Consider the following 20,351-nt stretch of genomic DNA (forward strand, 5'->3'; position numbering starts at 1 on the left):
ACCCGGTCAACCGGGCGGCGGCGCAGGACCGGTGGGTCAGGCCGCCAGGCTCAGGTCGTCGCGAGCGACGTCGGGGTCGATGCCGTCGGGCACCCGCACGAGGCGGGCGTGCACGTGCGGGGGCACGGCGAGCCGGGTCAGGATCAGCACGGCGCCGCTGGTCGCGACGAGGGCGTAGATCAGGTTGGCGTCGATGTCGGCGATCAGTCCGTAGGCACCCGCGAGGGCGGCATCGACGATCAGCATCGCCCAGGCCGAGGCCGCGATCGCGGACACGTCGTGCGAGCGCCACGCGGTGACCGCGGCGGGGCCCACCATCAAGGTGATGGAGCAGCCGAGCGCCACGATGATCGGCCGGGAGCCGAGGACCGGCACCAGAGCCGTCAGGACCGCGATCGCGGCCGCCCAGACGAGCGGCATCCACAGGCGGTCCCGGTCGCCGCCGCGACGCCAGGCGAGGACCATCGCGCCGGCCGTGCCGGGCAGGGCGAGCAGTGCCGGGAGGACCACCCAGACCTCGTGCTCGACGACGCCGAAGGTCGTCCAAGCGATGCCACTGACCGTCGAGTTCGCGAGCGCGGCGACGCTGACCCCGGCGGCGCTGCCGGAGCGCGCGAGCTTGCGCATCTGGGGGACGGTGTAGGCGAACGCCAGGAGCGTGCCGGCCAGGCCGACGACGGTCGCGAGCGAGAGGTTCACGGGCTTCTTCTTCTGGACACAGACGACGGCCGCCGGGAGCCGGTGGGCAACCGGGCTCCCGACGACCGTCGTCGAGGCTGACTAGGGAGGGCGGTCGACGGCGCGCACGCCGGGCGACACGCTCCATCGTACGGTTCTTACGGACCATATTCGACCAAAAGCATGGTGCGTCAGGGTGATGTCACCCACAGATCGTCCCGTGCTACGACGTCCAGACAGGAAGATATCCCGTTTCTCAGTGACCCCGGTACTGCGGCGAGCGCTTCTCGGCGAACGCGGTCGCACCCTCCTGGGCGTCGGCGGAGACGAAGACCGGCAGGATGATGTCGAGCTGCTTGGCCCAGGCCTCGGCGGCGGTCCAGTCCCGAGCCGCCCGGGCGACCTGCTTGGTGACCGCGACGGCCAGCGGGCCGTTGGCCGCGATCACGGCGGCGAGCCCGAGGGCACCCTCGAGCGCCCCGCCGGCGGGGGTCACCCGGTTGACCAGGCCGAGGTCGGCCGCTCGCTGGGCGGTGATCGGATCACCGGTCAGCAGCAGCTCCAGGGCGATCGCCTGCGGGATCCGCTGCGGCAGCAACATCGCGGCCCCACCACCGGCCACCAGCGCCCGCTTCACCTCCGGTACGCCGAGGTGGGCGTCCTCGGCGGCGACGACCAGGTCGCAGGCGAGCAGCAGCTCGAAGCCACCCGCGACGGCCCAGCCCTCGACCGCGGCGATCAGCGGCTTGCGCGGCGGCGCCTCGGTCAGGCCACCGAGACCGCGCCCCTCGATGGTCGGCGACTCACCGCGCAGGAAGGCCTTGAGGTCCATGCCCGCGCTGAACGTGCCGCCGGCGCCGGTCAGCACCCCGGCCCGCAGCTCGTCGTCCGCGTCCAGCTGGTCGAGCGCCGCGGCCAGACCGGCCGCCACCGCCCCGTTGATCGCGTTCCTCGCCTCGGGCCGGTTGATCGTGATGACCAGGACGCTCTCGCGCCGCTCGACCAGTACCTCGTCCGCCATGGCTGCTCTCCTCGCTCGTCCGGGTGACGCTCAGATGTCGGTGACCCGGATCCCGGCGTGGGCCTTGTAGCGGCGGTTCACGCTGATCAGGTTGGCCGTCAGGGCCTCGACCTGGTGGGCGTTGCGGAGACGGCCGCCGTAGACGCCGCGGACACCGGGGATGGTGGCGGCGAGGTCCTGGACCAGGTCGGTGGCCTCGCGGACGTCACCCAGCACCAGGACGTCGGTGTCGACCGAGGCGACCTCGGGGTCCTCGAGCAGCACGGCGCTGACGTTGTGGAAGGCGCCGACCACGGTGCTCTCGGCGAGGATGCCCTGCGCCTGCTGGGCCGCCGAGCCCTCCTCGACCGGCAGCGCGTAGGCGCCCTGCTTGTCGAAGCCCAGCGGGTTGACGCAGTCGACGACGATCTTGCCCGCCAGCACGTCGGCGAGCGACGTCAGCAGCTCGGGGTGGCCGTCCCACGGGACCGCGACGACGACGATGTCGCCGGCCGCGGCGGCGCCGGCGTTGTCGGCGCCAGTCACCGTGCCCCCGACCGCCTCGGCCAGCGTGGCTGCGGCCTCGGCGGCGCGCTCGGCGCTGCGACTGCCGATCACGACGGGCAGCCCGGCGGCCGCGAAGCGCCGGGCCAGACCACGGCCCTGCGGTCCGGTGCCACCCAGCACGGCGACGGTCCTGCCAGCGAGGGACTCGGGAAGGTTGCTCATGCCGGCCACTCTGTCAGCCGCTCGCCGGGTCGTCGCGGTCGAGTCAGGTTGTGGACGTCGTTCCCCTTGCGGGTTCCCGGCCTTTCCGGTCTGATCGACCCATGGCATCGGTCGCCGCTGAGGCGGCACCCTCGGAGCCGGCCGTCGGCGGTCCGATCACCCTCGAGGGACGGGCGCGGATCCTCGCCTTCGCGACGATCGGCCTCGGCATGCTGCTGGCAGCGCTCGACGGCACGATCGTGTCGACGGCGTTGCCGACGATCGTCGGCGACCTCGGCGGCAGCGCCCACGTGTCGTGGGTGGTGACGTCGTACCTGCTGGCGCAGACGGCGGTCACCGTGGTCATCGGCAAGGTCGGTGACCAGTTCGGCCGCAAGAACGTCTTCCAGATCAGCGTGACGGTCTTCATCGTCGGCTCGATGCTCTGCGGTCTGTCCCAGGGCATGACCTGGCTGATCGCCTCGCGCGCGATCCAGGGTCTCGGCGCCGGTGGTCTGACGGTCACCGCGACCGCGCTGATCGCCGACATCATCCCGCTGCGCGAGCGCGGCAAGTTCCAGGGTGCGCTCGGCGCCGTCTTCGGCGTCGCGACCGTGATCGGTCCGCTGCTGGGCGGGCTGCTGACCGACCACGCCAGCTGGCGCTGGTGCTTCTACATCAACGTGCCGCTCGCAGCGATCGTGATCGTGGCCGCGCGCTACACCATCCCCAAGGTCCCCGTCGGCGCCAAGCCGCGCATCGACTACCTCGGGATGGCCACCGTCGCGGTCGGCGCGTCCATGCTGGTGCTGGCGACCAGCTTCGGCGGCACGACCTACCCGTGGGGCTCCTGGCAGATCATCGGTCTGCTCGTCGGCGGGGTCGCCGTGCTGGCGCTCTTCGTGCTCGTCGAGTCCCGGGCGGCCGAGCCCATCCTGCCGTTGCGCCTCTTCAGGTCCACGGTGTTCTCGAACTGCTGCGGCCTGGCCTTCATCGTCGGCTTCACGATGCTGGGCGCGATGACGTTCCTGCCGTCCTTCTTCCAGTACGTCGAGGGCGTGACCGCGACGCAGTCCGGCCTCCGGATGCTGCCGCTGGTGCTCGGACTGCTGATCACGGCGATCGTGAGCGGCAACATCGTCAGCAAGACCGGCCGCTACAAGGTCTTCCCGGTCGCCGGCGGCCTGGTGATGGCGCTCGGCCTCTTCCTGCTCTCGACGATGGACCCCTCGACGTCGACCTGGCTGTCGGCCCTCTACCTCTTCGTCCTCGGCATGGGCATCGGCCTGTCCATGCAGGTGCTCACGATCATCGTGCAGAGCTCGGTGCCGTACGGCGACCTGGGCGTGGCCACGTCCGGGGTCACCTTCTTCCGCACCATGGGCAGCGCCTTCGGCGCCGCCATCTTCGGGACCCTCTACGCCAACTTCCTCGGCGACCGGCTGCCGGAGGCCATCGCCCAGAGCCCCGGCGTCACCCCGCCCGACCTGGCGACCCCGAGCGCCCTGCACGCCCTCGACGACGCCCTGATCGCGCCCATCGTCAATGCGTACTCCGAGGCCCTGACGCAGGTCTTCCTGTGGGCGGTCCCGGTCGCGCTCGCGGCGTTCGTCCTCGCGCTCTTCCTGCCGCAGGTCAAGCTCGGCAACAGCCTCGCGCCGTCGGCCAACGACCTCGGCGGCGGCTTCGGTGCGCCCGAGTCGCTGTCCAACGACGAGGTCCTCGGCCGCAGGATCGCCAACCTGCTCTACGGCCAGCGCCGCGACGTGGTCCTCGACGTCCTCGGTGACCAGACCGACTCGCTCGACGCCGCCCGGATCTGGGCGCTGGTCCAGGTGCACGGCCTGACCGTCGCGGACCGCCACGCGGACGTCGCCCAGATCGCGCACGCCCGGGCGCTCCCGGCCGCCATCCTCGAGCCGGTCTTCGCCGACCTGATCGTCGACGGCTTCGCGGAGGGATCACTCCACGACCTCAGCCTGACCCCGGCGGGACACGCCGCGATCGCCGCGCTGCGGGTGAGGCTGCGGGACTGGATCATCGAGCACCTCGACGGCGTCGAGACCGACCCCGAGGCCGTGTCGGCGGCGATCACCCGCGTCGTGCGCCGCTTGGTCATCGAGCAGGCGGACAGCAAGGACCGGGCGCCCGCGCTGCTGCCGTCGGGTCAGGGCTAGCGCGTACGACGCCCGGTGATCCGGGGCACCAGCACCCGCGCCGACCCGGCGCGCACGGCGCCCCACCACAGCCCGGCGCCGTACGCCAGGTCGTCGGCCCGTCGCGCGACGAACGCCTCCGCCGCCTGCGCAGGACGCACCTCGCGATGGTCGAGCAGGTCCCAGAGCATCGCCGCCGCGACGGCCCGGCGGGCCCGGCGGGAGACGAGCGAGGCAGCGGCCGCCCCCGGCCACCAGTGCCGCAGCAGCAGGTGCGAGCCCTGCCGCAGCGTCGAGACCGTGACCTCGGCCGTGAGCGACGTGGCCAGCGGGCCGCGGTCGCGGGTGTCCGGCAGGGTCCGGCCGAGCCGCACGCGCACCAGCGCCACGCAGACGAGCGCCACCGGCAACGACGCACGGCGCTGCGCCGCCAGGGCCAGCACGCCGACCGCGGGCACGGGCGAGAGCACCGCCGGCGCCATCCAGTCGCCGTGCCGCTGGGCCAGCCACGCCCCTCCGGTGCCGTAGAAGGCCTTGCGGCCCAGCCAGGTCGACCAGGTGCCGCGGCTGTCGTGACCGGCGACGTGCGCCGGGTCGTAGCGGACGTGGCGGCCCGCCTGGATCAGTCGCCAGACCAGGTCGACGTCCTCGCCCACGCGACGGCCCTCGTCGAAGGCACCGTCCTCGAGGTCGGCGACCCGCACCAGCAGGCAGGCGCTCGGCAGCCAGCCGACCTTCGACCACGGGCGCACCAGCGCCGGCGCGTCGCCCAGGTCGAGCGAGAGCCCGTCGACGTCCCAGCGCTCGAACCGCTGCGGATCGTCGCTGCGGGCGACCCCCTGCACACGTGGACCGACAGCCGCCACGCGCGGATCCGCGAAGTGGCCGGCGAGACCGCGCAGGCTCTCGACGTCGACGACGACGTCGGAGTCCACGAACGCGACGTACGGCGTCCGCACCTCCCCCAGTCCGGCGTTGCGGGCTCCGGCCGGCCCGAGGTTGGAGGGCAGCGCCACCAGCCGGGCGCCATGTCGTCCCACGACGCCCGCCACCGCCGCCGGGTCGTGCGAGGCGTCGTCGACCACGACGACCGACAGGCCGGCGAGCCCGTGCAGCAGCCGGTCGAGACGATCGGCGCGGTCGCGGACCGGGACGACGACCGTGATCTCGGTGGCAGCAACCGCGGTGTCGATCACCGGCGTCGCCAGGTTGGCCGCCAGCAGCCGCTCGGCGACGGCACCCGTGGTGGGGTCGCGCACCGCGAGCACCTCCCCGCGCTGCAGCGACGGTGCGGGCTCCTTCAGCCGCAGCACCCGCAGCGGCGAGCCGCCGACCAGGGTGCGGCCCCCGTCGTGGACGCGTACGTCGTCGCCGACCCGCACCCGGAAGCCGGTGGGCAGCGTCATCCCGTGAAGCCGCCGTCGGCCTGCACGACGCCGCCGTTGAGGACGGCGCCCTCGACCGAGCAGCAGAACGCGATCGTGGCGGCGACCTCCGCGGGGTCGAGGATCCGCCGGAGGAGCTGGTGGGCGGCGAAGTCCTCCACGTCCGGCAGGCCGTAGAGGTCGGCGGTGGCCTCCAGCATCGGGGTCCGGGTCGAGCCCGGCGACACCGCCACCGCTGTCACCCCGGTCCCGACGAGGTCGGCGGCGAGTCCCCTCACCAGGCCCACCACGGCGTGCTTGACGGTGGTGTAGGCCGCGAGGTGGAAGAGGCCGTGCGCACCGGCCGCGGAGGCGACCGCGACGAACCGGCAGCCGCTCGGGTCCGGCTGGGCGAGCAGGTGCGGCACGACGACCGCGGCGGTGTTCCACACCCCGACCACGTCGTGCTGCCACAGGTCGTCGAGGTCGGCGGGCGGGGTCTGCCACAGCGGTTGCCCGCCTCGGATCACGGCTGCGGCGGCCACGGCGGCGTCGAGCCGACCCCAGCGCTCCAGGGCCAGGTCGACGGCGGCCTCCAGCACCGCCCGGTCGCGCACGTCACCGACGACATGAGCGACGGCCTCCGACTCCTCAGCCGGGTCGAGGTCGACCCCGACCACGGCGTACCCCTGCGTCACGAGGCGCGCGACCGTCGCCGAGCCGATGCCGCCGGCGGCTCCGGTGACCAGCGCGACCCTCATCCGAGCCGCCCAACGACGTCCGCGACCATCGCCTCGAGCACGCGCTCGCCCTCGGCCGCGGAGGCTCCCGCCGGGTCGCCGAGCACCCCGTTGGGGGACACCGCGCCGACGCCGCCGGCCATCATGGCGGGGAGGATCTCCCTCAACGGCCGGGTGTTGCCGACCTCGGCACGGTCGAGCCGCACCGACGCGGGCCGCAGGTGCAGCATCAGCGAGGTCTCGGTGAAGCCGGCGTGCAGGTCGACGTCCTCCGTCGCGCAGGGCACCCACTCGATCTCGTCGGAGGCGCGCAGCGCGGTCAGGTTCCCGCCGTGGGCGTTGACGAAGACGACCCGGTCGGCCCAGGTGCGCAGGGAGCGGGCCAGCTCGACCGCGACGTGCGTGAGCGCGTCGGTGCCGATCGACGCCGTGCCGGCGAAGGACTGGTGCTCACCGCTCGAGCCGTAGGACAGGGGTGGCGCGACCCAGGTCCCGGGCAGCTCGGCCGCCACGGCCCGCGCGACCGCCACCGCGATGGTGGTGTCGGTGTCGAGCGGCAGGTGGGGCCCGTGCTGCTCGATCGACCCGACCGGCACCAGCACCAGAGCGGCGCCGGCCGTCTCGGACGACGTCGCGTCCGGCAGGTGACTCATGACCGGTGGAAGCCGTCGGGGATCAGCAGGTGCTCGGGGGTCAGCTCGTCGACCGAGGAGACGCCGAGTCCCAGGAGCGCAGAGTCGATGCCACCGTGCAGGACGTCGAGGACGTTCTCCACGCCGGCCTGGCCGTTGGCCGCGAGACCCCACAGGTAGGCCCGCCCGATGAGCACGGCGCGGGCGCCCAGGGCGAGGGCCTTCACGACGTCCGAGCCGCGTCGTACGCCGCCGTCCATCAGCACCTCGACCTGGTCTCCGACGGCCGTGGCGATCGGGTGGAGCAGGCGGATCGCGGCCGGGGTGCCGTCGAGGTTGTTGCCGCCGTGGTTGGACACCGAGATCGCCGAGACCCCAGCATCCACGGCCTTCTGGGCGTCGTCGACGCGGCCGACGCCCTTGAGCACGAACGGCGTGCCACTGAGCTGCGACCACTGCTCGCGCATCCAGGCGACGTCCTCCCACGACGGCGGCGGGGTGGTCATCCACTCGTAGTAGGCACCGAAGAACGTCGGGCCCTTGTCCGCACCGGGCGCAGCGAGGTTGGGGGCGGTCAGGTCCGGGATCTGGCCGGTCCTGCCGAACTGGTAGAGCCAGCGCGGCCTGGTCGCGACCTTCGGCGCCATCCGCACCATCGTCTTGAGGTCGACCTTCTCGGGGATCTCCGGGCTGCCCCAGTCGCGGCCCATCGAGAACGACCAGTCCAGCGTGGCGATCAGGCCGATGGCGCCGGCCTGGTGGGCGCGCTCCATGCGCTGGACCATCACGTCGCGGTCGCCGGTCCAGTACATCTGGAAGAGCGTCCTGGGGCAGGCCTCGACGACCTCCTCGACCGACTTGGAGGCGAAGTTGGACAGCCCCATCAGGGTGCCGCGCGCGGCGGCGGCCCGAGCCACGGCGACCTCACCGTCGGGGTGCACCGCCTGGACCCCGGTCGGGCTGATCAGCACCGGCAGCGAGACCTCCTGGCCCAGCACCGTGCGGGACATCGACCGCTCCGCGTGGTGACCGGCGACGTGCGGCAGCACCCCGAGCTCCATGAACGCGGCCTGGTTGTCCGACACCGTCTGCCCGCGCTCCGAGCCCGCGACCAGCGCGGCGTACACCGGCTGGGGCAGGCGCTTCCGGGCGCGCCGCTGGGCGACCGCCACGGACTCGAACCAGGGGTTCTGCCGCCACGGGTTCTCGACCTTCACCTCAACCACCGGCCGGGACGAAGCCGGCGAGCGGGCTCTCGGCGCAGTCGCTGACGGGCGGGCGGGTCATGAGCTTGAGCATGACCGGCTGGTTGCGCGTCGGGTTGGCCTTGGAGTGGTCCTGGCTCGCGGCCGGCAGCACCCGACCGCCCGCAGCAGCCAGGTCGTCGAGCGCGGACTCGCCGTAGCCCTGCACGCACTCGGGGTCCGGGCCGTCGAGGGGCAGGCCGGTGAAGAACTTGGCAGCCATGCAGCCGCCGCGGCAGGAGTCGTAGAAGTCGCACTTCGCGCACGCCCCACCGGTCTGCGGCGAGCGGAGCTCCTCGAAGAGCGCAGAGGTCTGCCAGACCTGCTGGAAGCCGCCGTCGGCGAGCAGGTTGCCGGCCAGGAAGTTGTCGTGGATCGCGAACGGGCACGCGTACACGTCCCCGATCGGGTCGATCAGGCACACCACGCGACCCGCTCCGCAGAGGTTGAGGCCCGGCAGGGCCTCCCCGAACGCGGCCAGGTGGAAGAACGAGTCACCGGTCAGCACGTTGTCACCGGAGGCCATCAGCCAGTCGTAGAGCACCTTCTGCTGCTCCGGCAGCGGGTGCAACTCGTCCCACACGTCCGCGCCGCGACCCGAGGGACGCAGCCGCGTCAGGCGCAGCGTCGCGCCGTACCTGTCGGCGAGGGCCTTGAACTCGTCGAGCTGCCCGATGTTCTGCCGGGTGCAGACCACACTGATCTTGGCGTCGGCGAAGCCCGCGGCCTGCAGGTTCTCCAGCGCGGTGATCGCCATGTCGTAGGACCCCGGCCCACGCACGTAGTCGTTGACCTCCGCGGTCGCGCCGTCGAGCGAGATCTGCACGTCGACGTAGCCGGCACACGCCGGACCCGCCAGGAACGCCGCGCGCTCCGGATCCAGACGCACCCCGTTGGTGGAGAACTTCACGCCCACCTGGTGGTTGACCGCGTACTCCAGCAGGTGCCAGAAGTCCGGGCGGATCGTCGGCTCGCCGCCACCGATGTTGACGTAGAACACCTGCATCCGCTGCAGCTCGTCGATCACCGCCTCGGCCTGCTCGGTGCTCAGCTCGCGCGGGTCACGCCGACCCGACGACGACAGGCAGTGCGCACACTCCAGGTTGCACGCGTAGGTCAGCTCCCACGTCAGGCAGATCGGGGCGTCCAGCCCGAGCTCGAAGTGCTCGATGAGTCTCATGCGCTCTCCTCCACGGATCCGGTCGGTACGTCGGGACGGGGCCGGATCATGTCCGCCTCGGCCAGGCCCTCCAGCGCGGCGGCGTACGCCGCGTGCTGCCCCTCGGGCACCCCCACCGCGACCAGCGCGGACCGCACGTCGGGGTGCTGGGCCAAGCCCTCCACCACCCGCACCAGCTCGGGGCGCTTGAGGAAGGTCAGCTTGCGGTTGCCGAAGTGGTAGGCCAGCGCCCCGAACGGCTCGGGGCGCAGCGCCACCGACGGCGACAGCCGCCACGGCTCATCGAGGATCATCGGGTCAGCGGCTCAGTAGACGCCGCACATGCCGTCGATCGAGACCTCTTCGATCAGGTCCTCACTGGTGAGCGCGGCGGTGACGTCCTGCTCGACGGGCTCGTTCTGCTCCGGGTTCATCGCAGCCTCCTGGTGGATGTGCTCTGGTTGGATGTGGTGCGGGCCACACTAATGGCACCCAGCGCCACAAAGATAGGGTCGAGGAATGAGCAGTCGGGGCCGTCCGGGTGCGACCAGCCACGCGCGGATCGAGGAGTCCGCGTTCCGGCTGTTCGCCGAGCGCGGGTTCGACGACGTGACGATGGCCGACATCGCCGCCGAGGTCGGCGTAGGACGGCGCACGCTCTTCCGCTACTTCGAGTCCAAGAACGACATCCCCTGGGGCCAGTTCGCCAGCACCCTCGAGCACTTCCGCCAGATCCTCGCCTCGATGCCGGTGGACCTGCCGCTCTGGGAGGCCGTGCACCGCGGCGTGCTCGCGTTCAACGACGTGCCCGACAGCGCAGTCCCGCCCCACCGGGACCGGATGCGGCTCATCCTCGGCACCCCCGCGCTCCAGGCCCACTCGGTGCACCAGTACGCCGAGTGGCGCGACGTCATCGCCGACTACGTCGCCCGGCGGCGCGGCCTGGAGCCCACCGACATCCTGCCCCGCACGGTCGGCAGCGTCTCCCTGGCGCTCGCCATCTCGGCGTACGAGGGCTGGCTGGCCGACCCGAACGCGGACCTCGCGACGCTGCTGGACCAGACGATGACCAGCCTGCGCGGCTACCTCAGCTGATCGGCTTCACCCCCGTCAGGTGATGCAGGGCGCGAGCCATCAGCGCGTTGCGCTCCGCGTCGGTGGAGACGCCCTCCAACCCGAAGCCCACCAGCAGCGAGCGCGGTGTGGCGATCGTGTTGCCGACCGGGAAGCCCGAGGCGTCGGTCTGGATGAAGCTGTTGGCGTTGGCGCCGCTGCCGTCGGGAGGTCCGGTGATCTGCCAGCCGCCCAGGTCGCTCTCGAACGACGTGGCGGTGCCGTCGGGGAGGACGATGTCGTCGAGGAAGACGCCGATCCCCTGGGTGGCCCAGTCGCTGGCGTACGCGATCGAGACCTCGACGCTCTGCCCGGCGTACGCCGACAGGTCCACGCTCCACTGCTGCCAGCCGCCGGAGTTCCCGCTCGCCGCGTTCCAGGCCCCGGTGGTGCCGGTGGGATCGCACGTCGAGGGACCGGTCTGGGTCTGGTAGTGGTCGAGCTGCGGGTGGAGGGTCCGCCAGCCATCGGAGTTCTCCTGGTGGCAGCTGTCGCCGGTGGCCTGCGTGGTGTGGCCGCCGGCGTCCGGCAGCGTCGTCCAGTCGTCGGCCCCCGGGGTGCGCGCCTCCACGAAGAGGTGGTCCCAGGCGGCCTCGGTGTCGTACGACGTCCAGAACGTCATCGATCCGCCGCCGGCCGGGACGGCGATCTCCCGGGTGACCCGCTTGTAGGAGGCGTCGGCGATCTGCGAGTACAGGTACTTGTCCCCGCTGTGCGGGTCGAAGGGCCCGCCGGGCTTGTCGTAGCGTGCCGCCGCCCAGCTCTCGAACTGCTTGAACTCATCGACCGGCAGGATGCCGCTGGTCGCGATGAACGAGGACCTGCGCAGCGTGTTGGCGGCGAGGACGGGGTCGTCGAGGCCCCAGGACAGACCCGTGAACGGGTCGTCCACCCCGACCGAGTCGAACGCCGTCCCGTCGGCGTGACCGTCGTTGGCCACGGCCAGGTAGCCACCGAGGTAGTACTGCAGCACGTCGTTGGTCGTGTCGCCGCCGAAGAACGAGCCGTACGTCGGCAGGCAGCGGCGCGGATCGACGTCGGCCGGTGCGGGGTTGCAGTCGATGACGCCCTGGGGGTCGTAGAGCTGGGCGCCCACGTTGGTCGTGTACTGCTGGCCCGCCGAGTCGCCGGCGAGCATCGCCCGGCCGCCCTCGTTGAGGTAGGAGCGCAGCTCGAGCAGCTCGTCGATCGCGAGCCGGTCGGCGTTGCCGCCCGCGCGTCCCGCGGTCCGGGTCACGAGGTCGTCACCGGTCTCCCAGACCACGGCGTCGTAGTGGCTGAGCACGCCGAGCGCGTCGGGTGCGACCCGGCCGGCCGCGTCGATGTCGTAGAGGTCCGCGTCCTCGCCGTTGGCGGCGAGGGCGTCGGTGTAGGCGTCGGCGTGGTGCGGCCCCGCCGTCGACTGCACCGGCGAGGCGCCCGTGTAGTCCTCGGCGGCGACCACCAGCACGTCGCGCCCGGAGTCGGAGACGGCGTCGTAGGTGAACGACTCGCTGCGGTGGTGGCGCGCCTCGAACCAGACCTTGACCGAGTCCCCGGGGTCCGTGCCGCGGACGACGCCGCGGACCTGGTGGTAGTAGACCGACGCCGGGTCGTAGGTGGATCCGCCACCCCACTCGTGGGTGGGTGCCGAGCGGACGCGCCCGTGGTTGATCCGGTACTTCAGCGTGACCCTGCCCAGGCTGCGCTTGGCGAGCACCGCGACCGGCTGCGGGTCGCCGTACGACTTCGTGAAGCTCAGCTGCACTCCCGGGTTGCCGCTCTTGTAGGGGTCGTCGCTGTCCAGGTAGAAGGGCTTGGTCCTGATGCCGGTGACCGTCTTCGGGTCGTCGGGGTCACCCGCCGACCGCGCGACGGAGTCGGCGAAGGGCAGGTTGCGCTCGAACTCGGCCTGCACCAGCGCGTCGTCGTCGGGGAAGACGAAGCCGCATCCCTCGCAGCCCTCGGACAGCTCCGGCGTCCAGGCGAGCGCGCCCGTGCTCACGTGCGCGTAGTCCGTCGTCTCGCCGTTGGTGACGTAGAGGACGTCGGAGCTCAGGCCCGGGTGGAAGTCGGGGATCGCCGGGGCGTCCAGGTTGCCGGACAGGGCGTAGTAGATCGGGTCGTCGGCGGTCGGCGTGCCGGTCTGCCAGCCCTCGGCGTACAGCAGCCACTGGCCCGCCGAGTGGTAGTTGACCTGGAACGCGAACCCGATCCGGTCCAGCAGGCCGACCATGGCCCGGGTCTCGGGCTCCGACGCCGGCGCCGGGCCGCGGTAGGTCTCGCTGGACTGGATGGACGACGAGCCCTCCTCGTCGTACCCCCAGTGGTTGGGGAAGTTGCGGTTGGGATCGACGCCGTCGCCCACCTGGATCTGCCCGTCGCCGTTGTTGTCGCGGAGGTTCTTGCGCCACAGCCGCTCGTGGTCGAACGTGTACTGGTAGCCGTCGGGGTTGGCCACCAGCACGAACCACAGCTCGGTGGACCTCAGCAGCTTGCGGACCGACTTGTCGTGGGCGCGCCAGCGGTCGATGTAGTGGTTCATGAGGCGGCGGTTGACCTCGGTCGAGATCCACTCGCGGGCGTGCTGGGTCGAGCTGTAGAGCACGGCCGGCCGACTGCCGTCCCGCTTGCTGCGGGCGTTCTGCGTCACCTTGACCGCCAGGATCGGCCGGCCCTGCCCGGTGTGGCCGATGACCTCGACCTTGACGAGGCGGGGGTTCTTGCGGGCCGCCGCGTAGATCTGGTCCCGGATGCCGCCGCGCTCGTCGTACGAGCGCCAGACGTCGAACCCGCCGGCCGCCTGCTTGGCCGCGAGCTGACGGACCGTGAGCCCGCCCTCGACCCGGGTGAGCTCGACGCCGACGCCCTGCCTCTCGAGCTTGTTGGCTTGCGCACCGTCGAGCACGACGTCGAGCTCGAGGCCGGCCGCGACCGATCGCTGGCCGCTGACCTCGACGCCCAGGTCGGAGACCGCGGAGAGCTCGGACGGCGTGACCGTCAGGGTGTACGCGTCCAGCCGGTCGGGATCGCGTCCCGCAGCCGTGGGTGCCGCGGTCGCGGGGGTCAGTCCCGCGCACAGGGCGGTCACCACCACGAGGACCAGTGATCCGATGAGCCAGTTCCGCATGTGCCGCACCTCCGAGGAAGCCCCCCGGTCAGTCTCTGAGTCTGGCACCGGCGCCGCCGTCCGGCGTCCCCCAATTTGACGACGCCGGAGCCCGTGGACGTGCGTGCTGGTCCGCGGGTCCGCGGGTCTGCTGGTCTGCTGGTCTGCTGGTCTGGGGAGCGTGGGAAGGACTCCGCCGCGCGGTCACGTGGGGCGTCGGGGTTAGGGTCCGAAGATGCCCGCGTCCCGCCTGCTGCCCTCCGACGAAGCCGTCGACCTGATCGGCCTGGTCCGTGACCTGGCGACCCGCGAGCTGGCCCCGCTGGTGGCGCGTGCGGAGCGCGAGGAGCAGTTCCCGCGTGAGGTCTTCCGGGTGCTCGGCCGGGCCGGGCTGCTCGGCCTGCCCTATCCCGAGGAGTACGGCGGGGGCGGGCTCGCCTACGAGGTCTACCTGCAGGTGCTGGAGGAGATCGGAGCCGTCTGGGCGAGCGTCGGCGTCGGGACCTCGGTGCACGCGCTGAGCTGCTTCGGACTGGTCACCGCCGGGACCGAGGAGCAGCGGCAGCGCTGGCTGCCCGACATGCTCGGTGGCGAGCTGCTCGGTGCGTACTGCCTCTCCGAGCCGCACGCCGGCTCGGACCCGGCCGCCATGACGACCCGCGCCCGGCTCGACGGCGACGAGTACGTCATCACCGGCGCCAAGGCCTGGACCACCCACGGCGGGCACGCCGACTACTACAAGGTGATGGCCCGCACCGGCGACGGGCGCAACGACATCTCGTGCTTCCTCGTGCCGGCCGACACCGACGGGCTGGTCGCCGACCCGCCGGAGCAGAAGATGGGTCTCACCGGGTCCGCGACCGCGACGATGCGCTTCGACGGCGTCCGGATCCCCGTCGAGCGCCGCCTGGGCGCTGAGGGGCAGGGACTCAAGATCGCGCTGGCCGGTCTCGACGCCGGCCGGCTCGGGATCGCCGCCGTCGCCACCGGGCTCGCCCAGGGTGCGCTCGACCACGCGGTCGCCTACGCGCAGAGCCGCGAGACCTTCGGCGAGCGGATCATCGACCACCAGGGCCTGAGCTTCGTGCTGGCCGACATGGAGGCCGCGGTCCAGAGCGCCCGGGCCACCATGCTGCACGCGGCCCGGCTCAAGGACCAGGGCCTGCCGTACGGCCGCGAGGCGTCGGTCGCCAAGCTCGTCGCCACCGACAACGCGATGCGGGTGACCACCGACGCCGTCCAGGTGCTCGGCGGCTACGGCTACACCCGCGACTTCCCGGTCGAGCGCTACATGCGCGAGGCCAAGGTGATGCAGATCTTCGAGGGCACCAACCAGATCCAGCGGCTGGTCATCGGCCGCTCGCTCGACCGCGGCGACTCCGGACGCCTCCACCGCTCGACCTGAGGAGCCTCCCCGGGTTGTGGACCGTCGGTGCCGCCGGTTAGGTTGCAGGTCTCGTCACCAAGGTGTGACCTGGATCACTCGGGAGTTCCAGATGCGTCTGCTGCTGCGCACCCTGTCCGTCGTCGTCGTGCTCGCGGTGCTGGCGCCCCTCGCGCCGGCCGCCGCCCACCCGCCGCGGCACGGCCATCCGTCGGGCTCGGGCGGCCGGTACGCCGGCCACGCCCTGCGCACCGGGCTGACCGACCAGGACTTCTACTTCGTCATGGGCGACCGGTTCGAGAACGGCGACACCGCCAACGACGAGGGCGGCCTCGGCGACGACCCGCTGGTCAGCGGCTTCGACCCGACCAGCAAGGGCTTCTACAACGGCGGCGACCTGGCCGGGCTGCAGTCGAGGCTCGACTACATCAAGGGGCTCGGCACCGACGCGATCTGGCTGACCCCGATCTTCCAGAACAAGGCGGTGCAGCTCGAGGACGGCCCCTCCGCGGGCTACCACGGCTACTGGATCACCGACTTCACCAAGGTCGACCCGCACCTGGGGACGAACGCCGACCTCGCGGAGCTGGTCGACGCCGCGCACGCCAAGGGGATGAAGGTCTTCTTCGACATCATCACCAACCACACCGCCGACGTGATCGGCTACGAGCAGGGCGACCGGACGGCGTACGTCTCGAAGGACGTCTCGCCCTACCGCACCGCGAGCGGTCGGGTCTTCGACGACCGCGACTACGCCGGCACCTCGCGCTTCCCCGACCTGGACCCCGCGACGTCCTTCCCCTACACGCCCGTGCTCGACCCGGCGGAGCGGGACCTGAAGGTCCCGGCCTGGCTCAACGACCCGACGATGTACCACAACCGCGGCAACACGACCTTCACCGGCGAGGACAGCCAGTACGGCGACTTCTTCGGCCTCGACGACCTCTTCACCGAGCGGCCGGAGGTGGTCGACGGGATGACGGACATCTACCGGAGCTGGATCGGCGAGTTCGGGATCGACGGCTACCGCATCGACACCATGAAGCACGTCAACGACGAGTTCTGGCAGGCGTTCGGCCCGGGGATCCTCGACTACGCCCACCGGCACGGGAAGCGCGACTTCTTCATGTTCGGCGAGGTCGCGCTCGACGGCAGCGACGCCGCCGCGAAGAGCTTCACGTCGCACTACACGACCCACGACGGCATGCAGGCGATCCTCGACTTCCCGTTCCAGGACGCCGCGCGCGGCTTCGCCTCCAAGCGGCTGCCGACCCAGCGGCTGGCGGACTTCTTCGCCAACGACGACTGGTACACCGACGCCGACTCCAACGCCTACTCGCTGCCCACCTTCCTCGGCAACCACGACATGGGCCGGTTCGGCTCCTTCGTCACCGCCGACAACACCACCAACGGCGAGAGCGCCGACGACACCGAGCTCCTCGCGCGCGACCGGCTGGGTCACGAGCTGATGTACCTCTCGCGCGGCAACCCCGTCGTCTACTACGGCGACGAGCAGGGCTTCACCGGAGCCGGGGGCGACCAGCTCGCGCGGCAGACCATGTTCGCCAGCCAGGTGCCGGAGTACCGGGCCGACACCCAGATCGGCACCGACCGCACGGGCGCCGACGACAACTTCGCGACCGACCACCCGCTCTACCGCTCGATCGCCGACCTCGCCGCCCTCACCGACCGCTACCCGGCGCTGCGCAACGGCGCCCAGCAGGTGCGCCTCGCCTCCGACTCGACCGGGCTGCTCGCCTTCTCGAGGATCGACCGGCGCCGGCAGCGCGAGTACGTCGTGGTGCTCAACAACAGCGAGCAGCCGGCCTCCGGCGCGGTGCCGACGTACGCCCGCAACGGTGGCTTCTCGCGGGTCTACGGCACCGGCCCGGCGCACCTGCGCACCGACCGCAGCCGCAACCTCGCGGTGACGGTGCCCGGGCTGTCGACGACCGTCTACGCCTCGGACGCCCGGATCCCCCGGTCCCACCGGGCGCCCGACCTCAGGCTGCGCGCTCCCCGGCCGAGCGAGGTCTCCCGCGGCCGGATGCACGTGGCCGCGGACGTGGCGGGCTCCTCGTTCTACGAGGTCACCTTCCAGCGCCGGACCGGCCGCGGCCCGTGGCGCACGATCGGCACCGACGACTCCGCGCCGTACCAGGTCTTCGACGACGTCAGCACGCTGCGGCCCGGCACCGGGGTGGAGTACCGCGCGGCGGTGCTCGACAACGCCGGTCACACCCGGGGGACCGCGCCCCGATCGGCGCGCGTCCCGTCGCCGACGATCCGGCTCGCGTCGCCGGCCGGCCCGACGGTCACCGCCATCGACCCGGTCCGGCTCGACGCCGCCGTGGACCCCGAGCGGGCCACCCAGTCGGTCACCTTCCAGCGACGGCTCGGCTCCGGCGCCTGGACCACTCTGGGCACGGACACCTCCTCGCCGGCCTACACGCTCAGTGACGACGTCTCGGACCTGCCGATCGGCACGGCGGTGACCTACCGCGCGGTCCTCCACGAGCGCTCCCTGCCGGCCGTGACCAGTGCACCGGTCACGGTGACGACCGCCGATCCGGTGCCGCTGCGCGACAGCGTGACCGTGGCGGGCAGCCTGCAGTCCGAGCTCGGCTGCCCCGGCGACTGGCAGCCCGACTGCGCCGCCGCCCACCTGGCGTTCGACACCTCGGACGGGCGGTGGCACCGGACCTTCACGCTGCCGAAGGGCGACTACGAGTGGAAGGTGGCGATCAACGACTCCTGGACCGAAAACTACGGCGCCGGTGGTGCCGCGGGCGGCGGCAACCTCGTGCTCAGCGTCCCGGTCGGCGGCGGCACCTACGTCTTCACCTGGGACCAGGTGACCCACGAGCCGAGCCTGGCGCCGGCGGGCTAGACGTCTCCTCCCGGACTACTTGACCGGTAAAGTGCGGCAGGCGTACTGTACCGGTACAGCGTCATTCCACAGAGCCCGAGGAGGAGCCATGACGTTCGACCCCACCACCGCCAACCTGGCCGTCCGGGCCACCCTCGCGACGGTCGGCAGCGCCCGACCGGACGCCCCGGTGGTCGCGGAGCGACCCGCCCGCACCCGTCGTACCGTCGCCGCCCGCAGCCAGGTGGCCGCCCGGCTGCACGGCCTGGCCCGCTGGGTGGAGCCGGCCCAGCGGCACAGCTGCCAGCCCGGCTGAGCGTCACCTGGTGAGCGCCGTGCCGGCCGTTGGGCCGACCCGCGATACTGGGTCGGCCATGGCCAAGGTGACCCTGCAATCGATCGCGGACCGCGTCGGCGTCAGCCGGATGACGGTGTCCAACGCGTTCTCGCGCCCCGACCAGCTCTCCGCCGAGCTGCGGACCCGGATCCTGGCGGCCGCCGAGGACCTCGGGTACGTCGGACCGGACCCCGCGGCCCGCGCGCTGGCGCGGGGGCGCAGCGGCGCCGTCGGCATCATCCTCAACGACCGGCTCAGCGACGCCTTCGAGGACGCCATCGCCTCGGAGTTCTTCGCCTCGGTCGCCGACACGCTCGCCGACAACGGGCTGGCGCTCACCCTGCTGGCGTCGAGCCGGGACGACTACGTCCCGTCGCGCGACGTCGCGATGGACGGCGCGCTGCTCTACATCTGCGAGCCCGAGTCGGTGGACCTCGCGTGGCTGGACCGACGAGGCCTGCCGCAGGTCGCGATCGACCAGGACAAGCGCGAGCACGTCGCCAGCGTCAACGTCGACGACCGCGGGGGCGCGCGCTCGGCGGCCCAGCACCTCGTCGACCTCGGCCACACCCGCATCGGCATCCTCACGCTCGCGAGCAACGCGGGCGGTCCGTCGCCCAGCTTCCCGGCCACGCAGCGGATGCTCGGCTGGGACGACGTCCTCGCCACCGCCGGCATCGAGCCGCAGGTGGCCACAGCGCCCTACCGGCCGACGAGCGCCGCCCAGGAGGCCGCTCGCGCCCTGCTCGACCGACCCGACCGGCCGACCGCCGTCGTCTGCTTCTCCGACTCCTTCGCCCTCGGGGTCGTCCGGGCCGCGGAGTCTCTGGGACTCTCGGTGCCCGGCGACGTCTCGGTGATCGGCTTCGACGACAGCCCGCTGGCCGAGGTCTCCCGACCGCCGCTGACGACCGTGCGGCAGGACGTCGCCCGCAAGGGCGGACTGGCCGTGGCCTCGCTGCTGTCGGTGATGGGCGGGCAGCAGCCGGTCGACGACGTGCTGCTCCCGACCGAGCTGGTCGTGCGGGAGAGCGCCGGACCGCCACCGCGCTGAGGCGTCACCCCAGCAGCGGCCGCGTCACGTCGCGATGAAGAGGATCTCGTCGCGGCCGTAGGACATGCCCGGATGTGCGGCCGCGAGGTGCTGCTGGGTCAGCTCGACCAGCTCGTCCTCGTCCTGGGCCTTGATCACGTCACCGCACGGGCAGCTCAGTCGCGTCTTCATGGCTCCAGGGTAGGGCGCAGCAAGAACGTGTTACAGGTCGGTCGGACCCAGCACCCGTGCGGACAGCGCGACGAGGCTGGCGGCCAGGTCGTCGGCGCTCGGCCGGTCCGGGCCGTCGTCCTGCAGCAGCCACGCCCGGACGACCCCGAGGAACCCGGCGGCGGCGTACCGCAGCACCGCCGGTCCGGCCGCGGGCGTGCGCTCGGCGAGCCGGTCGACCAGCCAGCTCTCGACGGCGTCGCGGGAGGCGGAGAACGCCGTACCGCTGCCGATGGTGCGCTGCCAGGACGCGCGCTCGGCGCCCAGCTCACCGAGGAATCCGACCAGCAGGCGGTAGGACGCCTCCGGCCCGTCGCACGGCGACTCCCCGCTCGCGCGCTGCTCGGCGTGCAGCCGGACGAAGCGCTCCTCGATGCCGGCGGCCGCGACCTCGTCGAGGCTGGAGAAGTGCTGGTAGAAGGTCGGTCGGCTCACGCCGGCCTCGGCGCACAGGGCCGAGATCGAGATGTCGCGCGGGTCCCGGGTCCGCATCAGGGCACGCAGCGCCTCGGCGAGCTGGGTGCGGCTGCGCTCGACGCGCAGGTCGGCGCGAGTATCTGACGTCACGCTCGCCCCTCCTCCCGATGAGTCTGCCGTGCGGTGCGGGTCGGACCC

At 72.3% G+C, this 20,351-nt stretch carries 19 protein-coding genes; 6 read left to right on the forward strand and 13 right to left on the reverse strand.

What is annotated here, in order from left to right:
- Positions 1-36: 36 nt before the first annotated feature.
- The 3 genes from N542_RS0108775 to npdG form a co-directional block, all read right to left on the reverse strand.
- A complete protein-coding gene (locus N542_RS0108775) occupies positions 37-699 on the reverse strand; it encodes a PQ-loop domain-containing transporter (protein WP_028643607.1) in 663 nt (220 codons plus the stop codon).
- A 235-nt stretch (positions 700-934) separates the two neighbouring features.
- The gene (locus N542_RS0108780; RefSeq protein ID WP_028643608.1) at positions 935-1,699 is read right to left on the reverse strand and encodes a crotonase/enoyl-CoA hydratase family protein; all 765 of its coding nucleotides are present in this window, start codon (positions 1,697-1,699) and stop codon (positions 935-937) included.
- Positions 1,700-1,729: 30 nt separating this feature from the next.
- Entirely contained in the window at positions 1,730-2,407 is a 678-nt protein-coding gene (npdG, locus tag N542_RS0108785; protein ID WP_028643609.1) for an NADPH-dependent F420 reductase, read from the reverse strand.
- A gap of 101 nt (positions 2,408-2,508) precedes the next feature.
- On the opposite strand from npdG, the gene N542_RS0108790 reads away from it, so the two are divergent.
- Positions 2,509-4,563, forward strand: coding sequence for a DHA2 family efflux MFS transporter permease subunit (locus N542_RS0108790; protein WP_028643610.1), 2,055 nt, complete (start codon positions 2,509-2,511; stop codon positions 4,561-4,563).
- On the opposite strand, the gene mftF is transcribed toward N542_RS0108790, so the two are convergent.
- From mftF to mftA, 7 genes are read right to left on the reverse strand one after another with little or no spacing between them, the layout of a single operon-like run.
- Complete coding sequence (gene mftF, locus N542_RS0108795; RefSeq protein ID WP_028643611.1) at positions 4,560-5,948, reverse strand: mycofactocin biosynthesis glycosyltransferase MftF; 1,389 nt, start codon at positions 5,946-5,948, stop codon at positions 4,560-4,562. The genes N542_RS0108790 and mftF overlap by 4 nt on opposite strands.
- Complete coding sequence (locus N542_RS0108800; protein WP_028643612.1) at positions 5,945-6,667, reverse strand: mycofactocin-coupled SDR family oxidoreductase; 723 nt, start codon at positions 6,665-6,667, stop codon at positions 5,945-5,947. Before N542_RS0108800 ends, mftF begins: the two co-directional genes overlap by 4 nt.
- Positions 6,664-7,299, reverse strand: a complete 636-nt coding sequence (mftE, locus tag N542_RS24045) for a mycofactocin biosynthesis peptidyl-dipeptidase MftE (RefSeq protein WP_036507383.1) — start codon at positions 7,297-7,299, stop codon at positions 6,664-6,666. The genes N542_RS0108800 and mftE overlap by 4 nt, the downstream gene beginning before the upstream one ends.
- Positions 7,296-8,495, reverse strand: a complete 1,200-nt coding sequence (mftD, locus tag N542_RS0108810) for a pre-mycofactocin synthase MftD (protein ID WP_028643613.1) — start codon at positions 8,493-8,495, stop codon at positions 7,296-7,298. Before mftD ends, mftE begins: the two co-directional genes overlap by 4 nt.
- A gap of 1 nt (position 8,496) precedes the next feature.
- The gene (mftC, locus tag N542_RS0108815) at positions 8,497-9,702 is read right to left on the reverse strand and encodes a mycofactocin radical SAM maturase (RefSeq protein WP_051551545.1); all 1,206 of its coding nucleotides are present in this window, start codon (positions 9,700-9,702) and stop codon (positions 8,497-8,499) included.
- A complete protein-coding gene (gene mftB, locus N542_RS0108820) occupies positions 9,699-9,995 on the reverse strand; it encodes a mycofactocin biosynthesis chaperone MftB (RefSeq protein WP_028643615.1) in 297 nt (98 codons plus the stop codon). The genes mftC and mftB overlap by 4 nt, the downstream gene beginning before the upstream one ends.
- A 12-nt stretch (positions 9,996-10,007) precedes the next feature.
- Complete coding sequence (gene mftA / locus N542_RS27120) at positions 10,008-10,115, reverse strand: mycofactocin precursor MftA (RefSeq protein ID WP_081795100.1); 108 nt, start codon at positions 10,113-10,115, stop codon at positions 10,008-10,010.
- A gap of 85 nt (positions 10,116-10,200) precedes the next feature.
- On the opposite strand from mftA, the gene mftR reads away from it, so the two are divergent.
- Positions 10,201-10,776: a mycofactocin system transcriptional regulator gene (gene mftR / locus N542_RS0108830; protein WP_028643616.1), complete on the forward strand. Its 576-nt coding sequence runs from the start codon at positions 10,201-10,203 to the stop codon at positions 10,774-10,776.
- Here mftR and N542_RS0108835 read toward each other — a convergent pair.
- Positions 10,769-13,903, reverse strand: coding sequence for a M14 family metallopeptidase (locus tag N542_RS0108835; RefSeq protein ID WP_036507156.1), 3,135 nt, complete (start codon positions 13,901-13,903; stop codon positions 10,769-10,771). The two genes, mftR and N542_RS0108835, sit on opposite strands and share 8 nt — an antisense overlap.
- Before the next feature lie 214 nt (positions 13,904-14,117).
- Here N542_RS0108835 and N542_RS0108840 point away from each other — a divergent pair, with 214 nt between their 5' ends.
- The 4 genes from N542_RS0108840 (at position 14,118) to N542_RS0108855 (ending at position 19,526) form a co-directional block, all read left to right on the forward strand.
- Positions 14,118-15,287 (forward strand): acyl-CoA dehydrogenase family protein, encoded by a 1,170-nt coding sequence (locus tag N542_RS0108840; protein WP_028643618.1) that lies wholly within the window; start codon positions 14,118-14,120, stop codon positions 15,285-15,287.
- Between the two features lie 91 nt (positions 15,288-15,378).
- Positions 15,379-18,156 (forward strand): alpha-amylase family glycosyl hydrolase, encoded by a 2,778-nt coding sequence (locus N542_RS0108845; RefSeq protein WP_051551633.1) that lies wholly within the window; start codon positions 15,379-15,381, stop codon positions 18,154-18,156.
- 88 nt (positions 18,157-18,244) lie between these two features.
- Positions 18,245-18,451 (forward strand): hypothetical protein, encoded by a 207-nt coding sequence (locus tag N542_RS0108850; protein WP_028643620.1) that lies wholly within the window; start codon positions 18,245-18,247, stop codon positions 18,449-18,451.
- Positions 18,452-18,509: 58 nt separating this feature from the next.
- Positions 18,510-19,526 carry a LacI family DNA-binding transcriptional regulator gene (locus tag N542_RS0108855; RefSeq protein WP_028643621.1) on the forward strand — a complete coding sequence of 339 codons (1,017 nt, stop codon included), beginning with the start codon at positions 18,510-18,512 and terminating at the stop codon, positions 19,524-19,526.
- 24 nt (positions 19,527-19,550) lie between these two features.
- Here the strand turns inward: N542_RS0108855 and N542_RS27125 are convergent, their stop codons facing one another.
- Positions 19,551-19,697, reverse strand: a complete 147-nt coding sequence (locus N542_RS27125) for a DUF1059 domain-containing protein (RefSeq protein WP_081795101.1) — start codon at positions 19,695-19,697, stop codon at positions 19,551-19,553.
- A gap of 30 nt (positions 19,698-19,727) precedes the next feature.
- A complete protein-coding gene (locus N542_RS26555) occupies positions 19,728-20,303 on the reverse strand; it encodes a TetR/AcrR family transcriptional regulator (RefSeq protein WP_028643622.1) in 576 nt (191 codons plus the stop codon).
- Between the last annotated feature and the right edge of the window lie 48 nt (positions 20,304-20,351).

This window comes from Nocardioides sp. URHA0020, assembly GCF_000620705.1.
Taxonomy (GTDB): domain Bacteria; phylum Actinomycetota; class Actinomycetes; order Propionibacteriales; family Nocardioidaceae; genus Nocardioides.

Coding starts and splice junctions, on each gene's coding strand:
- mftB (WP_028643615.1), bottom strand. CDS start 9,995: ATGATCCTCGATGAGCCGTGGCGGCTGTCGCCGTCGGTGGCGCTGCGC.
- mftF (WP_028643611.1), bottom strand. CDS start 5,948: ATGACGCTGCCCACCGGCTTCCGGGTGCGGGTCGGCGACGACGTACGC.
- N542_RS27125 (WP_081795101.1), bottom strand. CDS start 19,697: ATGAAGACGCGACTGAGCTGCCCGTGCGGTGACGTGATCAAGGCCCAG.
- mftE (WP_036507383.1), bottom strand. CDS start 7,299: ATGAGTCACCTGCCGGACGCGACGTCGTCCGAGACGGCCGGCGCCGCT.
- N542_RS0108790 (WP_028643610.1), top strand. CDS start 2,509: ATGGCATCGGTCGCCGCTGAGGCGGCACCCTCGGAGCCGGCCGTCGGC.
- N542_RS0108780 (WP_028643608.1), bottom strand. CDS start 1,699: ATGGCGGACGAGGTACTGGTCGAGCGGCGCGAGAGCGTCCTGGTCATC.
- mftA (WP_081795100.1), bottom strand. CDS start 10,115: ATGAACCCGGAGCAGAACGAGCCCGTCGAGCAGGACGTCACCGCCGCG.
- N542_RS0108800 (WP_028643612.1), bottom strand. CDS start 6,667: ATGAGGGTCGCGCTGGTCACCGGAGCCGCCGGCGGCATCGGCTCGGCG.
- N542_RS0108840 (WP_028643618.1), top strand. CDS start 14,118: ATGCCCGCGTCCCGCCTGCTGCCCTCCGACGAAGCCGTCGACCTGATC.
- N542_RS0108855 (WP_028643621.1), top strand. CDS start 18,510: ATGGCCAAGGTGACCCTGCAATCGATCGCGGACCGCGTCGGCGTCAGC.
- mftR (WP_028643616.1), top strand. CDS start 10,201: ATGAGCAGTCGGGGCCGTCCGGGTGCGACCAGCCACGCGCGGATCGAG.
- mftC (WP_051551545.1), bottom strand. CDS start 9,702: ATGAGACTCATCGAGCACTTCGAGCTCGGGCTGGACGCCCCGATCTGC.
- N542_RS0108850 (WP_028643620.1), top strand. CDS start 18,245: ATGACGTTCGACCCCACCACCGCCAACCTGGCCGTCCGGGCCACCCTC.
- npdG (WP_028643609.1), bottom strand. CDS start 2,407: ATGAGCAACCTTCCCGAGTCCCTCGCTGGCAGGACCGTCGCCGTGCTG.
- N542_RS0108845 (WP_051551633.1), top strand. CDS start 15,379: ATGCGTCTGCTGCTGCGCACCCTGTCCGTCGTCGTCGTGCTCGCGGTG.
- N542_RS0108835 (WP_036507156.1), bottom strand. CDS start 13,903: ATGCGGAACTGGCTCATCGGATCACTGGTCCTCGTGGTGGTGACCGCC.